Annotated in this window: 13 protein-coding genes; 6 read left to right on the forward strand and 7 right to left on the reverse strand. The window is 61.7% G+C overall.

Translation table 11 applies throughout. The annotated features are described in order from the left end of the window. Positions 1-11: 11 nt before the first annotated feature. From LUA85_RS01345 to LUA85_RS21550, 6 genes are all read left to right on the forward strand, one after another. A complete protein-coding gene (locus LUA85_RS01345; RefSeq protein WP_231466543.1) occupies positions 12-1,502 on the forward strand; it encodes an aldehyde dehydrogenase in 1,491 nt (496 codons plus the stop codon). Between the two features lie 18 nt (positions 1,503-1,520). Beyond that, positions 1,521-2,297, forward strand: a complete 777-nt coding sequence (locus tag LUA85_RS01350) for a hypothetical protein (RefSeq protein ID WP_231466544.1) — start codon at positions 1,521-1,523, stop codon at positions 2,295-2,297. 250 nt (positions 2,298-2,547) lie between these two features. Continuing rightward, a complete protein-coding gene (locus LUA85_RS01355) occupies positions 2,548-4,095 on the forward strand; it encodes a tannase/feruloyl esterase family alpha/beta hydrolase (protein ID WP_231466545.1) in 1,548 nt (515 codons plus the stop codon). Next, positions 4,092-4,475 (forward strand): hypothetical protein, encoded by a 384-nt coding sequence (locus tag LUA85_RS01360; protein ID WP_231466546.1) that lies wholly within the window; start codon positions 4,092-4,094, stop codon positions 4,473-4,475. Before LUA85_RS01355 ends, LUA85_RS01360 begins: the two co-directional genes overlap by 4 nt. 38 nt (positions 4,476-4,513) lie before the next feature. Continuing rightward, entirely contained in the window at positions 4,514-6,553 is a 2,040-nt protein-coding gene (locus LUA85_RS01365) for a TonB-dependent receptor (protein WP_253073874.1), read from the forward strand. After that, positions 6,493-6,912 carry a TonB-dependent receptor gene (locus tag LUA85_RS21550; RefSeq protein ID WP_253073875.1) on the forward strand — a complete coding sequence of 140 codons (420 nt, stop codon included), beginning with the start codon at positions 6,493-6,495 and terminating at the stop codon, positions 6,910-6,912. Before LUA85_RS01365 ends, LUA85_RS21550 begins: the two co-directional genes overlap by 61 nt. Positions 6,913-7,117: 205 nt before the next feature. Here the strand turns inward: LUA85_RS21550 and LUA85_RS01370 are convergent, their stop codons facing one another. The 7 genes from LUA85_RS01370 to LUA85_RS01400 form a co-directional block, all read right to left on the reverse strand. After that, positions 7,118-7,909 carry a glutathione S-transferase family protein gene (locus LUA85_RS01370; RefSeq protein ID WP_231466547.1) on the reverse strand — a complete coding sequence of 264 codons (792 nt, stop codon included), beginning with the start codon at positions 7,907-7,909 and terminating at the stop codon, positions 7,118-7,120. Positions 7,910-7,922: 13 nt separating this feature from the next. Continuing rightward, positions 7,923-8,807 carry an alpha/beta fold hydrolase gene (locus tag LUA85_RS01375; protein ID WP_231466548.1) on the reverse strand — a complete coding sequence of 295 codons (885 nt, stop codon included), beginning with the start codon at positions 8,805-8,807 and terminating at the stop codon, positions 7,923-7,925. After that, entirely contained in the window at positions 8,804-9,616 is an 813-nt protein-coding gene (locus tag LUA85_RS01380) for an alpha/beta fold hydrolase (RefSeq protein ID WP_231466549.1), read from the reverse strand. The genes LUA85_RS01375 and LUA85_RS01380 overlap by 4 nt, the downstream gene beginning before the upstream one ends. A gap of 4 nt (positions 9,617-9,620) precedes the next feature. Next, on the reverse strand, positions 9,621-10,997 hold the full coding sequence (locus tag LUA85_RS01385) for an MmgE/PrpD family protein (protein WP_231466550.1): 1,377 nt from the start codon (positions 10,995-10,997) through the stop codon (positions 9,621-9,623). Next, positions 10,994-11,920: a hypothetical protein gene (locus tag LUA85_RS01390; protein WP_231466551.1), complete on the reverse strand. Its 927-nt coding sequence runs from the start codon at positions 11,918-11,920 to the stop codon at positions 10,994-10,996. The genes LUA85_RS01385 and LUA85_RS01390 overlap by 4 nt, the downstream gene beginning before the upstream one ends. A gap of 151 nt (positions 11,921-12,071) precedes the next feature. Continuing rightward, positions 12,072-13,031: an alpha/beta hydrolase gene (locus LUA85_RS01395; protein WP_231466552.1), complete on the reverse strand. Its 960-nt coding sequence runs from the start codon at positions 13,029-13,031 to the stop codon at positions 12,072-12,074. Continuing rightward, positions 13,028-14,494, reverse strand: a complete 1,467-nt coding sequence (locus LUA85_RS01400; protein WP_231466553.1) for an NAD(P)/FAD-dependent oxidoreductase — start codon at positions 14,492-14,494, stop codon at positions 13,028-13,030. Before LUA85_RS01400 ends, LUA85_RS01395 begins: the two co-directional genes overlap by 4 nt. Positions 14,495-14,518: the final 24 nt, after the last annotated feature.

Here is a 14,518-nt window from a genome sequence, read left to right on the forward strand (position 1 = left end):
AGGACGAAACCATGAAAATCAGCGATTACCGCCGCCACGTTGGCAGCATCATCGATGGGCAGGCCGTTGCCCCGATGCCCGGAGGCTATGATATCGAGGTAGTGAATCCGGCAACGGAAGAAGTCGCCGGACTGCTGCATGAAGCCGATGCTGCAGAAGTGGGTGCAGCAATCGTTGCAGCACGCCGTGCTTTCGATGAAGGTCCGTGGCCCCGGATGAGCGCCGATGCCCGCAAGGCCATCCTTTATGCGGTGCGGGACAAGATTCTGGCGCACAGCGATGAACTGGCGTTCCTTGAAATCATGAATACCGGCCTGCCGATCGCATCGATCCGCTGGCAGATCACGCGCGCTGCGGCCAATTTTGAAATGTTCGCCGATGTGGCGGGGTTGGCTGCCGGGCAGACGTTTACCCAGAACGCCAGCTATCTGACTTATGTGACGCGCGAACCCAAAGGCGTGGCTGCGCTGATTGCACCATGGAATGCGCCGCTGGCACTGGCTTCAATGCGGGTGGCCACCTGCATCGCCTTTGGCAACACTTGCGTACTCAAGCCTTCCGAATTCACGCCGCACAGCCTCTTCCGCTTTGTCGAACTGATCCATGAAGCCGGCATGCCTGCCGGTGTCGTCAACCTCGTCAACGGCCGGGGCCATGTGACGGGCGCCGCGCTGACCGAAAGCGCACTGATCGATATGGTCGGCTTTACCGGCGGCACGGAAACCGGCCGTGCGATCATGGCCGCTGCCGGGCGCAACCTGAAACCCTGTCTGCTTGAACTTGGCGGGAAATCGGCCAGCATCGTGTTCGAAAGCGCCGATTTCGAACAGGCGCTGGACGGAACGCTGGCCGGAATCTTTGCCAACAACGGGCAGCAGTGCCTGGCCGGTTCGCGCATTCTGGTGCAGCGGTCCATCGCCGACCGCTTTATCGAAGCGTTCGTGGCGAGGGCCAAAAGCATCCGCATCGGCGATCCTTATGACGAACGGATGGAGATGGGACCGCTGGCCTATCGCGGCCACATGGAGCGTGTACTGGGCTATGCCAGGATCGCCGAGGCCGAAGGCAGCCGCGTGCTGGCCGGTGGCAGGCGGGCGGCAGGCCATGACAAGGGCTTTTATGTCGAGCCGACGGTCGTGCTGGCGCAGGACAATGGCGCACGGGTTTGCCGCGAGGAGATTTTTGGCCCGTTCGCCTCGATCATCGTGTTCGACACCATCGACGATGCCATCCGCATCGCCAACGATTCCGAATTCGGCCTCGTATCCTATGCCTGGACCAGTGATCTTGCCACGACGATGCGGTGCAGCCGCGAAATCCGGGCCGGAACCGTGTGGGTCAACACACCGATGATGCGCGAACTGCGCGCACCGTTCGGGGGATACAAGGCATCGGGAATCGGCCGCGATGGCGCCGAAAGCAGCCTGGCATTTTTCACCGAATTGAAGACCACCAGCATCCCGGTGGCGCCGATTGCCATTCCGCGCCTTGGCGCCAACTGAATTTTCGAAGGAAAGACGATGAGCGAAATTGATGTCTTCGCGGCCTATCGCAAGATGTTTACGTCCACCGAAGACGGGCTGGTGGCGTGGTGGTATTTCGGCGGCGCGTTCGTGCGGCCTGAAGGGTTTCCCGAACTGCCGGTGATTCAGGCAGAAACGGTAATGGTCTACCGGACGGAAACCGTTTCGGCCGATCAGTACAAGATCCACTGGTGGGAAATCGGCCTGTTCCGCGATCAGAGCACCAACCTGCCGGTCACGACCTGGGAAAATCCCGTTACCGGCGAAGCGATCAAGGCTCCGGCCTCTTTCGAGGAAGGCCCTGCCTGCTTCACCATTACCCGCAACGGAACCGGCATCGATGTGCATCTGGTGCAGGCCAACGCCAACGTCCGCGATGTTACAGTAACCGCGCGCGATATTGGCGGGCGGGTGTTTCTGGAACAGGTCGAGCGCAAGATTCGCGGCTTTCCGCTGCCCGATGGCACCATTCCCGATCCTGATACCGCCGATGCCTTTGATGCCGTGACCACGCTTTCGATCTTTTGCGACAGGGTGGAGCTGGAGGATCCCGCGACAGACCGGGTTCACAGTTCTGGCGTCTACCTGCTCGAACTGCCCGCGCTGCCATTGTGGATGAACTTTGGCGATATGAAGGGCGATAATATCGTGCGTGGCCGCATGATAAAATCGCCGTCGATCGACGGGACGATGAATCCCGTGGCGTGGGAAGACTTGAAAAAGGCATTTCCGCAGCGTTTCGACGGCGACCGGATCAAGCCAAAGTGGGGCTGATCGACTGAACCTTTACGCCAGGTGCCGCCAGCGCGGCCCCTGACATTTCCAAAACCGGGGCGAAGCGCGGCATGGCGGCGCTTCGCCCCGTTTTGTCTGCAATTTTGGCCAATCTTTGCGGGCATTTGACAGCTGACGCCCACCTGTGACGCACTATGCGTAAAACACAACAAGGATGGATCAAAGCGCGCTAAAACGCAGACCTATTCAGGGTAGTCTTGTCAACACAACGCAACATGCGGGACCTACCATGAAGCGCGCATTCCTTACGATCTCAGCAACGGGCCTGGCACTGGCCAGCAGTGGCTTCTATGCCGCGCAAGCCGCGCAGGATACCATCGCCGGTGGGCCGGCAGTCGCCGCAGGCCAGGGCGCCGGCACCATGGCGCCAGAGGCCTGCACTGCACTGGCCGGAGGGCGTTTTCACGATCTTGAAGGCGCGCCAACGCATATCGTCTCGGCAACTTACAAACCTGCCAAGGGGGATGTCGGCGCCTATTGCGATGTCCAGGGTTATGTGAATCCCACCGTCAATTTCGGCCTGTACCTGCCGATGTCGAACTGGAGCGGGCGCTATCTTGTGCGCGGCTGCGGCGGCAGTTGCGGCAGCGTGGCCGTGGCGCTGGCGTGCACCCGGCATGTCCGCGATGGCTATGCCTGCCTGCACACCGACATGGGCCACCGTTCGACCCTTTCGGACAACAACTGGGTCGACAACAACCTGCAGGGGCTGGTCGATTTCGGTTATCGCGCCACCCATGTAACCACCGTGGCCGGGCGGGCCATCCTGCGCGCGTTCTATGCGGGGCAAGAGAAGTACAGCTACTTCTTCGCCTGCTCCACCGGCGGTCGGCAAGGCATGGTAGAGGCGCAGCGCTTCCCCCAGGACTTCGATGGCATCGTGGCGATTGCGCCCGCCAGCATGGGACCGTTCGGGCCGCGCCGTGATCCGTCGCAAGTCGATCCTGCCATCTTCAATTTCGATGCTGCCGGGAATGCGATCCTGCCGAACCGCAAGGCATTGCTGGTGCATCGCGCGGTCGTGGCGCAGTGCGACATGAACGATGGCGTGAAGGACGAACTGATCGGCGATCCGCGCAAGTGCGGCTTCGATCCGGCCAGTTTGCAGTGCAAATCGGGCAATGGTCCCGATTGCCTCAGCGCCGAACAGGTCGATGTCGTGCGCAAGATCAACAAGGGGCGCGGGGCGCAGTACGGGTCTGAATTCAACTGGATCAACAACTACCTGCAGCCCGCCCGCCTGGCCGGTGAACAGACCGTGCCCGAAAAGCTGCAAGGGCGCGGTGATCCGATCGTGGTGGATACGCTCAACAGCCCGGCCAACCCGGACCTGCGCCCGTTCCGTGATCGCGGCGGCAAACTAATCATGGTGCACGGCTGGGATGACCAGTCGGTTCCGCCGCTGCCTTCGATCGATTACTATGAAACGATGACCCGGACGATGGGCGGTCCGGCACCGACCGGTGCCTTTGCCCGGTTGTTCATGGTGCCCGGCATGGATCATTGCAGCGGCGGCGCCGGTGCCTATGCGATCAATTACATGGCCGCGCTGACCGAATGGGTCGAAAACGGCAAGGCCCCGGACAAGCTGGTCGGTTATCACCCAAAGCCTGAGACCAGCCTTGATTTCTTCAGTGTCGATCTGCCGCGCCTGAAGCCGTCCGACTTCGCCTTTTCGCGACCGCACTTCGCCTATCCGGCCACGGCACGGTATTCGGGCAAGGGCGATCCCACCAAAGCCGAAAACTTTGTCGCCGTGAAGCAAGGTGCGAAATGACCGCTCTCCGCATCATATTCTCCGCCTGGTATGCAGCCGGAATGATCGTTGCAGGCGGTCTGGCCGCGCCGGTTCATGCCCAGACGGCCAGTGTCGAATTGCAGGGGCCTGAAATGCAGGGGGCGGCTTCTGCTTCTGGCAAACTTGCCGATGAACTGGGGGCCAAAATGGCGTCCGAGGAGGAGCACGGCCACGCCAGTTTCTTCCCGCGAAAGAACGTCCTGGCCCTTGTGACCAAGTCAATGTGGGAAATCATCTACCACAGCGATGCATCCACGCCCGTCCTGCTGGACGCGCTGGCGATGCTCAAAAACCGCGTAACGACGCCCATCCAGAAAGAGGCTGTCGATCGCATGCAGGTGGAGCTTTCGCTCAACTAACGCAACCACCACCAGATATTATCTCTAAGGGGGGTAACATGGATTACACTGCTGCAAATCGAGGAAATTTCAGGATCAGGGCGATTGTCTCGTCTTCGCTGCTTGCCCTTGCGGCGTTTGCGGCACCGGCCCATGCGCAGACCGAGCCGGCGCCTGTCGAAGCTGAGGCCGAAGAGGGCAACGCGATTGTCGTGACGGCCCGTCGCAAGGAAGAAGTGCTTCAGGAAGTTCCGCTGTCCATTAACGCGCTGTCGGCCGCGAAACTGCAGGAATCGGGCGTTCGCAACGCGCGTGACATCGGCTATCTTACCCCCGGCGTCATCATCAACTCGGCCGGTGCGGAATTCTCGACCCAGCCGATCATTCGCGGCGTTGTCGGCCTTGGTGGAAGTTCCGGGGTTGTCTCGTTCCTCGATGCGGTGCCGCTGCCAACCGCCAGTTCGATCAACGTCTCGATGCTCGACATCGCGCGGGTCGAAATCGTCAAAGGCCCTGTCGCTGCGCTTTATGGCCAGAACGCCTATGCAGGCGTCATCAATTATGTGACGCAGGTTCCGGGCAGCGATTTCGGGGGCAAGTTCGAAGCGTCAGCCGCCAATGGCGATTACTATCATGCCAAGGGCCTGATCGTGCTGCCGGTCGTTCAGGATCTCCTGTCGATCAGCATTGCCGGCAATTACGAGAATTTCGGCGGCATCTACAAGGATGCGCTCAACGGCAACAAGACCGGCGGCTATGAAAAGCGCGATGTGCGCGTTTCGGCGCACTTCACGCCGACCGACCGCCTGACCATCGATGGCAGCTTTTATTTCGGGCGTGACCAGTTCGATGTCACGCCGCTGGTCTATGCCGATAACAACTGCGGATCGCGGATCGCGTCCGGGGTGACGGCTGGCCAGTTCACCGTCTATTGCGGGCCGATCAAGTTCAACCCGGTCGAGGTTGCCAATCCGCCTGCCTCTTCGGAAATTTCCGGCAATGACCGCACGGTCTATTTCGGCAATATCCGCGCCAAGTATGAACTGGGGTATGGCGATATCGGCCTGCTGATCGGTTATCAGGATTCGGTCGAGCGCCGGTTCAACGATTTTACCGGGACGCGCAACGGCATCGATTTCCTGCTGAACAACGGCAGTGTTGCCAAGATGCTGGAATACTTCGGATCCGATGGCAATACCAAGGGCTGGAACGCGGAACTGCGCTTCAATTCGCCGTCCGACAAGCCATTCCGCTATTCAATTGGGGGGTACTATTCGAAGGATGATGGTCTTACCTCGACCATCATCAGCCTTGATGGCACCAGCCTTCCGGCTGGCCTGGTGCCAGCCTCTGCGCTGACCCGTGATTACACGACCTATGATGGCAATCCCAGTACCACCCGAACGACGATCAACGAGACCGACAACGAAAGCTATTCGGGCTTTGTTAGCGCCGATCTGGACGTGTTCGAGGGCATGACGCTTTCAGGCGAGTATCGCCGGTCGCACTATGTCACGGTTACCGATCAGGTGCGCAGCACGACCTTTCCCAACACGGTTCGCCCGCTCGGCGCGCCTTTCAAATTCAGCTACGATACCGACGCCTATCGGTTTTCGGCCAAGTACAAAATCCTTGAAAACATCATGACCTATGCCAGCTTCGGCCAGGGGGTGAAGCCGGGCGGGGCCAATACCCGCGCGTCTATTGCTGCGGAGCGGACGTTCGGGTCTGAAACGAACCGTTCGTATGAACTGGGCGTCAAGACCACCTTCATGAACAATCGCATCCAGATCAACGGTGCGTTGTTCCGGGTGGATTCAAGCGACTATCAGATTCTCGGACCTTCGGACGATCCGAACAACACCGGCCTTGTCACCAAGAACTTCGGTGGTGCCCGCAGTCAGGGCGCCGAGTTCGAACTGAACTTCGCGCCTGTGCGCGGCTTCAGCCTCAGCCTCGGCGTGGCTTACACCGATCCCAAGTTCAGTGAAGGCACACTGGACTTTTCGACCGGCGCGTTGTGCCTTGCGGTCGCCCAGTGCGACAAGAGCAAGGTCGTGACCGTGCCGCAGGCATCGGGGGGGCACACGTACCGCTAAACCTGGCCGGCAATCAGGTTCCGCGCACCAGCAAGCTGGCGGGCAACCTTGGTGTCGCGTTCGATGGCGATCTCAGCGATACGCTGGGCTGGTTCGCACGGGCCGACAGCCGGTTCGAGAGCAAGCAATACGTGCTGCCCGACAACCTTGCCACGACGGCTGAACGCGTTGTCGTCAACCTTCGCGCCGGCGTGAAGACCGATCGTTACCGGTTTACCGCCTTTGTCGATAACCTGACCAACAACCAGACCCCTGAAAACGTATTGAAGCTGACACGCCTCAACGATTTCCAGGGCAATCTGTCGGGCTATCTGCCGCTGCCGCGCATGTATGGCGTGACGGTTGCCGCCGACTTCTGAGTGATGTGACACGACAGGGGGCGGTGATCGGGAAACGGTCACCGCCCCTTGTTGCGTCCGTGATACTGCTTGCCGCCTCCGGCGCATGCACTCCGCGCACAGGCGAACGCAATTGCCGCCGCAAATGCGGACGCTACGGCGGTTCCGATGAGGTGGGTGAAGTTTGGCGATTACATCGTTTGCAAACGATACAATCGCCTGAAGTCTAGGGTAGAAGCCCCAGATCGCTGTCGCTGGCGATGGCGCGCTTGTCGTGCGGTGGCCAGGGGCGCGTGCTCCAGTGCGGTTCCAGGGCAAAGCTGGATACGGTCCGGCCTGCGACCAGCGCTCCGCTGCCGGCATTCCGGCTGTAATCGAAGTAGAGCTTCACGATCTCTTCGCGGCTGTGCAATTGCGCGGCGGGGTGGGCGAGAGCCGCATCCCGCCAGCGGTGAAGGCGGGCGAAGCTTTGCGGGATTGCGTAGCCCTCATAGTATTCGGCGCACCACAGCCGTTTGAGCGTCGGCACCATCATGGCTTCGGCCCAGCCGAACCGGTCGAACAGAAAGTCTGCACCTGCTGCATTGCGGAGCAGGTAGGCATCCAGCGCGGCGAAGCGTTGGTCGAGTGCGGCGACAAGTTCATCGCGCCTGGCCGGATCCTGCGATTTGAGCAGGGTATAGCCCGCCACGCTGAGTGCGCCGGAAAGCGCGGCGAACAGGCATTCGATGGCGTGTTCATAAGGATCTGCCCGCGCGATCGGCACCTCGCCATGCGTTGCGTCGAGATAGCGCATGATGACTTCGCTTTCGCGCAAAACGCCCTGCGGGGTATCCAGCGCCGGAAGCTGGGCCGATCCGCCGGTCTTGTCGAGCAGCCATTGCGGGCGCGGTTGTGACAGGTCCAGCGGATGATCGGCATAGAGATGCCGCAACCCCTTGAGATCGAGCAGTATCTCTACCCGTTCCGAAAACGGGCAGCCGGGGAAATTGTACATCACATAAGGCGTCGTCGTCATGGCAGTGCGCCTGTCAGCGAGGGATGACCGGGATGAAGGCGTCTGCAAGCTGGAGGAACGACGTTATCGCTCGCTGGAACAGGTGCCGGGTGCCTTGCAGGTGTCCATAATCGCTGGAGCGCGGGATGATGACGAACTGCTTGTCCTCGCACGGCAGGGCTTCGAAAAAGTCCTGTCGCGTGTATTTTCCGCGCATATAGGGCGCGCGGGCCGCAGCGTGGCCGTAGATCAGCATGGTCGGCATCGTCAGGGTATCGGGTTCCAGCGCGATGGTGCCCAGCGCATTTTCACGGCGCACACCGTTGGGTGCGCGGGGGGAAACCTGCTCCACCGCTTCGGCAAAGGCGCGGTGCATGGCCGGTTCGGTATATTCAGGTTCCAGCCGGACCATGTAATCGGCCGTGCGGTTGATCCACCAGGCTTCATCCGGTCCGGGCGCGGGCAGTACCGGGGCATTGCCGCCCAGCGCGGGGTCCATCAGCACCAGCCGTTCGACCTGCTGCGAATGGCGCGCTGCATATTGTCCGGCGATGCGGCCGCCCCATGACCAGCCGACCAGATGGAAGCGTGGCACACCCTGATCGGCCAGCCATGCGGCGATTGCGTCCAGATCCCGGATCGCGGCTTCGGTATCGTAGGCCAGCGGATCGGCGGGGGCATCGGACAGGCCATAGCCACTGAGCGAAAGGGTGACCGCACCCATGCCCTCGGCCACGATGGCGTCCATCAGCGAATAGCCGGGCTTTTCGTCCCACTGAAAATCGAAGGCCAGCTGCCCGGTGATGTTCGATGCGTGAACCAGCAGCACGACATGCTGCGGCTTGCCGGCAAGCCCCTTGGTCCTGATCGACAGGCGCCCGTTGGGACCGGGGATGAAATGGTCCTGCTGGCCGGTCATGCGCGCAACAGGAATTCCGTGGCGAGCCGCGCGGCTTCGGCGGGCTGCTCGATCACCAGATAGTGCCCGCAATCCTCCAGTATATGCATTTCGCAATTGGGCAGGATGGTTGCGATCTGCGAAAAGCCGACGCCGCTTGGCGCGGTCCTGAACGGAGTCATGTTGTCTTCCGCGCCGCCCAGCAGCAGCGTGGGCATCGTCAGGCGGGGCAGCAGCGGGCTGAGATCGGTGGCTTCGATGGTTTCGGTGCCCTTGATGAAGGCTTCGGGTTCGGTTGCCGAAAATGCCTCGTACATCTCGTCGAACTGCGCCTGCGCTTCGGGGCGTTCGTAATAACCGCGTGCAAAGCCTGCGACCGATGTCAGATCGGTCACCGCTGTCATCCCGCTGTCGCGCGCGGCCTGTTTCCACGTCTTGCGCATCATCCGCGCGGCCAGATCGTATTTGGCGACGAAGCAGCTGAACACCAGGCGGTCGATTACTTCCGGGTGACGTGCGGCAAGGTTTACCCCGATCATCGCGCCGAACGAAGTCCCATGCAGGCTGACTTTGTCATACCCCAGCGCCACGATGAATTCGTAGACGATTTCGGCAATCCCGGCCATGCCGCCTTCGCGCAGTGAACCGGTGCTTTCGCCATATCCGGGCAGATCGAAGTCGATCACTTCGAAGGATTCGGCCATCAGCGGTGTCATCCGGGCAAAGTTGTGGTGACCAAAGGCCGAACCGTGAATTTGCAGCACAGGCTTGCCGGTGCCGGTCTTCTTGTACCAGATGGTTTCGCCACCGGGGATGGTAATGGTCGGCATAGGATCAGTCCTTGCTGATGAGGGCGATGAGCGGGGCCACCGATGGCGCATCGTCAAGCGCCCAGATGGCTTCGGTGATGGCTTGCGCCCGGCCTTCGGGCAGGATGTCGGCCCCATATTGTGCCAGCAGGGCGGCCAGTTTGTCATCCGGTACGCGCGCGCCGGGGGTGCCGAGGAAGAAATCGACGTTGCAGGTTTCCGTGCTGCCATCGGTGAAGGTGGCAACAAGGGTGCAGCCTTCGAAGGTCGGGCGGTCCGGGTCGGCGGTCAGGAAAACACGGTCTGACAGCGCGATTACCGCTGGATCGGTATAGCACGCTTCGGCGGTTTCGGCGGTGGTGAACTGCCCGCGCAGCCATGCCGCCGCCACGCAATGGCACAGGTCGAAAGTGGCCTGCTGTGCGCTGGCTGGGCGGCCAAAGCGTTCCCGGCGGCCCTGCACGATGGAAACAACGATTTCCTGGACCTTGAAATCGAACCGATCGATGGTGCGCCCGTTCGCGCGGCCCAGCACTTCCAGCGCGCATTCCACCGGGCCGTGCGTGATCGTCTCGGTCGGGACGACCTTGTAGGTCTGGCCAGGAATGCGCCATTCCTGCCCCAGACTTTCCAGCACCGGTTCGATCTTGGCCCGGTCTTCGTCGCTGTGGGCGGCAAACATGCCCTGATCGCCTTCGAAGGCGGTGGGCGGTGCGGTGAACCCGCGCCGGGCCAGTGTGCAGGCGTTGATCCCGCCGCGCGCCGCATATGCAGTGACCAGCGACAATGTGTGGCTGCCTGCGGATTCATAAAGCCCTGCCGGGGTGCACATCGCAATGCCCAGCGCATGCTGCATCTGTTCATCGTTCAGCCCGGCAAGCACGGCGCATGCTGCTGCAGCACCGACTCCGCCGGTCAGCCCTGCGGGAACCATGCCGCGATAATACCCGGTGGGCATCAGCATCCGCGCGACCGCCAGTTCCACTTCCAGCCCGATGACCAGCGCGGTAATCAGTTCATGGCCTGACTTCTGCTCCGCCTCGGCCTGTGCCAGCACGGCGGGCAGAACGCCCGATACGGCATGCATGAAGCACGGGATGTAAGTGTCGTGAAAATCGAGCACTTCATACAGCGCACCGTTGACCATCGCGGCCAGCGCGGGCGGCAGGTTGGTGCCCAGCCAGTGAACATGCGCCCCGGTGCCGCCTTGCGCTTCTTCCAGCGCCCAGGCGTTCAGGAGAGTGATGGCTTCCTGATCCACCGCGCCGACCGAAGCCTTGAGTTGGTTGAGCAGCAGCCGCCGGGCTTCGTGGCGGATTTCGGGCGGGATGGTGCCCTGCGCGGTCGCGCGCATCCATGCAACCAGCCTGCCGGAAACGGTATCGGGCCGAAAACCGCTCACTGCGCCGCCCCCTGCGGCAGCGTCACGTCCTTGGCAACATCGCCATACATCCATTCAAGGATTTCGGGCGCGGCCTGATGGTAACCGCCAAGGCTGGTCAGCGCGTCCCATGCCGGAAAGCCGCGCAGCCCGGCCAGCGTCGGGCGGCCATCATAGTTGAAGGTGCACAGCGTGGTCACCGGATAGGCGTGAATCGTGTGGACGTGATCGGCAAGGCCGGGCGCTGTACCCAGCAGGTGGGCCGCATTGGCGGGATCGGTGACGACCAGATCGATCCACGCCTGATACTGGCGCTCTACCGGGTGCGTCTTGACCGGGTAGCCTGCCTTGCGTTCCGCTTCCATGTCCGGCACGTCGAACAGGCTGAGGCGGGCGCGGATCACGGCCGGATGATTCTGCCACGATTCCACCAGCGCCCGCAGCGCCGCCCGGAACGATGCTTCATCCCCCTTCTGCCGCAGGAACAGTTGATACGTCGGGCTGGCTGGCAGCCCTTGCGGCATCGCAATCCCGGTGGCGTCCTTGTAAGTCCAGGCGTTGGTGCCCAAGGCCTTGTAAGTCGTGCTCTGGTCAACGATCAGGTCGATATCGCCAAGAATGCCGGGAAGCACATCGCGCGGAGGGGATTTGCCGAACGCCTCAAGGCCAGCCTCATCGCGGTAGCGCACATCCGATGTCCACATCAGTTGTTCGTTCTGGGGACAGGCAAAGGTTATGCCCGCGACCGGCGCGAACAGATCGGAGACAACCGGATCGTACTGGAAATGACGATAGTCGTGGATGCCATCGCGCCGCGCAATCGAAGGGCTGTGCACGTCGCGCCAGTAACGGCGCACGACTTCGAGGGGCAGCGACTCTTTCTTCCAGCCGCAGGTTACCCGGCAGATTGTCGATCTGTTTTCGATCGCGGCAAGGTCGTTCATGCGAATGTCTGTCCCTGTTTTACTGTGAAGCAAGCGCCAGTGCGCCGATGCCGCATCAAAGCGGCCCAATGCATCGTTCGCAATGCTTGCCGGTCTGTGTTGAGTTAAATGCAGTGTCTGTTGAGATTTGTGGCCAAGCGTCAGTTGGCGGTCAGGCCACGCAGTTATGGATGAAATCTGCGGCTGCGGTGATGGTTTGCTGCGCTTCGCCGATCAGTCCGCCCAGCGTCAGGAAGCCGTGGACGTGACCCGGCAGATAGCGCATGTGCGTGGCGCACCCGCTTTCGCGCAACCGTTTGTCGAGGGCAAAAGCCTCGTCGCGCAAGGGATCGTGACCGGCCACGGCGATGAATGTGGGCGATAGCCCCAGCAGGCTTTCGGCCAGCAGCGGAGAGTTGCGCCAGTCGGCGCAGTCGGCCGGTGAAGTGCAGTAATGCTGCCGGAACCACGCCATCGTCGCGGCGGTGATGGGGACGTTGCGCACTTGCGCATAGGATGCGGTGCCGCCCCTCAGATCACATACCGGATAGAACAGCACTTGTGCTGCGGGCATGGGGCGGCACAGATCGCGGGCGTGCAGTGCCGTAGCAAACGCCAGCGCGCCACCAGCACTGTCCCCCATCAGCACGATCCGCCGCACGTCCACGTTCCATGTGCGCGCGCGGTTGATCAGCATGGCGTGAGCGTCGAAGCAATCCTCGACCGCTGCGGGCGAAGGGTGTTCGGGGGCCAGCCGGTAATCCACGCTGACAACCTGCAACCCGGTGGCCATGGCCACGTGGCGGCAGATGGCGTCGTGGGTATCAAGATCGCCGATGACCCAGCCGCCGCCGTGCAGGAACATGATGACCGGCGCCGGACCTTCGCCCGCGCCTGCGGGAAGGTAGCGGCGCACCGCGACCGGGCACTGGCGTCCGGCGAAACTGTCATCAAGCGTCTCTATTCCCGCCAATACCGGAAGGCCGACGCTGTCACGCGCCGCCCGATAGACTTGGCGTGCCTGAGCGACGGTCAATTGTTCAAAGCTTGGCCGGGCGGTCGCCTTGACCATTGCCAGATAGGCGCTGACATCCGGGTCAAACTCTATTCCGGCTTCGATGGTCGCCATCATGAAGGCACGGCTTCAAGGCATTGATAGGCGTTTACATCGAAGCGCTTGGTTGCGTCGATATAGGCCTGCACCGGCCCGCTCCAGTTGTTGACCACGCGGCCTTGCGCGTTCTTGTACCAACTGGTGCAGTTCCCGGCCCATGCGGTGCCGGACATTTCGTGCTGCAGGGCCTCGTCATAGGCAAGATAGGCATCCTCGCGCACGTCCACCGCGCAGTGGCGCGCAAACGCATGGCTGAGCGCCTGCGTGATATAGCCGAACTGCGCCTCGAACATCGACAGGATGCTGTTGTGGCCCAGGTTGGTGTTGGGACCATAGACCATGAAGAAATTGGGGAAGGCGGGCACCGTCATTCCCTTGTAAGCGCGCGCGCCGCCTGCCCACGCGGATCGCAGGCTGGCAGCGTTGCGCCCGAAGACTTCGACCGGACCCTGGAATGACTGCGTTTCAAACCCGGTTCCGTAAACGATGATATCCACCGCGTGGAGCGCGCCGTCCGCCGTGACGATGCCTTCGGGCACGATTTCCCGGATTGGCGCTGTTTCAAGGGCAACATTGTCACGCATCAGCGCCGGGTAGTAATCATCCGATCGCAACACGCGCTTGCAACCCAGCGGGAAGTCCGGGAGCAATTTGGCGCGCAGGGATTCATCGGGCACTTGCCGGGCAAGATGGGCGCGGGCCTCATCCTCGATCAGGCGGGCTTCATCGCTGCCTTCGCGCATCCGCAGAAAGGTGGTTTCGCGCCACGCGAACAGTTCTGCCTTGTTGCGTCGAAACGCTTCGGGATCGCTGGTATAAAGCGCCAGTTCTTCCGGCGAATACGGCCGGTCGCCACGCGGAACGATCCAGTTGGGACTGCGCTGGAACACGGTGAGGTGGCGGGCCTGCCGGGCAAGGCTGGGGATATACTGGATGGCGCTGGCGGCATTGCCTATGCTGGCGATGCGCTGCCCCGAAAGCTGGAGATCGGCGGGCCAGCGTGCCGAATGGAACTGGTGTCCGGCAAAGCGGTCTGCCCCGGAAATATCGGGCACTTGGGGCCGGTTAAGCTGCCCCCACGCGGCGATGAACGCCCGCGCCGTCACCGTGTTGCCATTGGCGAAAGTGATCGCCCACAGCATCTGGGCATCGTCCCAGCGTACTTGCGTGATTTCGCTGTCATAGGCGATATGCGGGGCCAGATCGTGGCCATCGATCAGGCTTTCGGCATAGCGCAGCAGTTCGGGCTGCCCGGCATAAAGCCTGCTGACCGAAAGGTGGAGCGCGAAGGAATAGCAATAAAGATGCGATTCTGTGTCACATGCCGCGCCGGGATAGGCATTGTCGCGCCAGGTTCCGCCCGGCCTGCTTTCCTTTTCGAAGATGCGGAAAGCGGTGATGCCCTGCGCCTTGAGCATACAGCCCATGCCGATTCCGCCAAGGCCTGCGCCCAGGATCGCAACGTCCAAGTCTGCCTTCATCTCACCCTCTATCGCATGGATGCG

Origin of the sequence: Novosphingobium sp. CECT 9465 (genome assembly GCF_920987055.1) — a bacterium.
In the GTDB taxonomy this organism is placed as follows: Bacteria; Pseudomonadota; Alphaproteobacteria; order Sphingomonadales; family Sphingomonadaceae; genus Novosphingobium.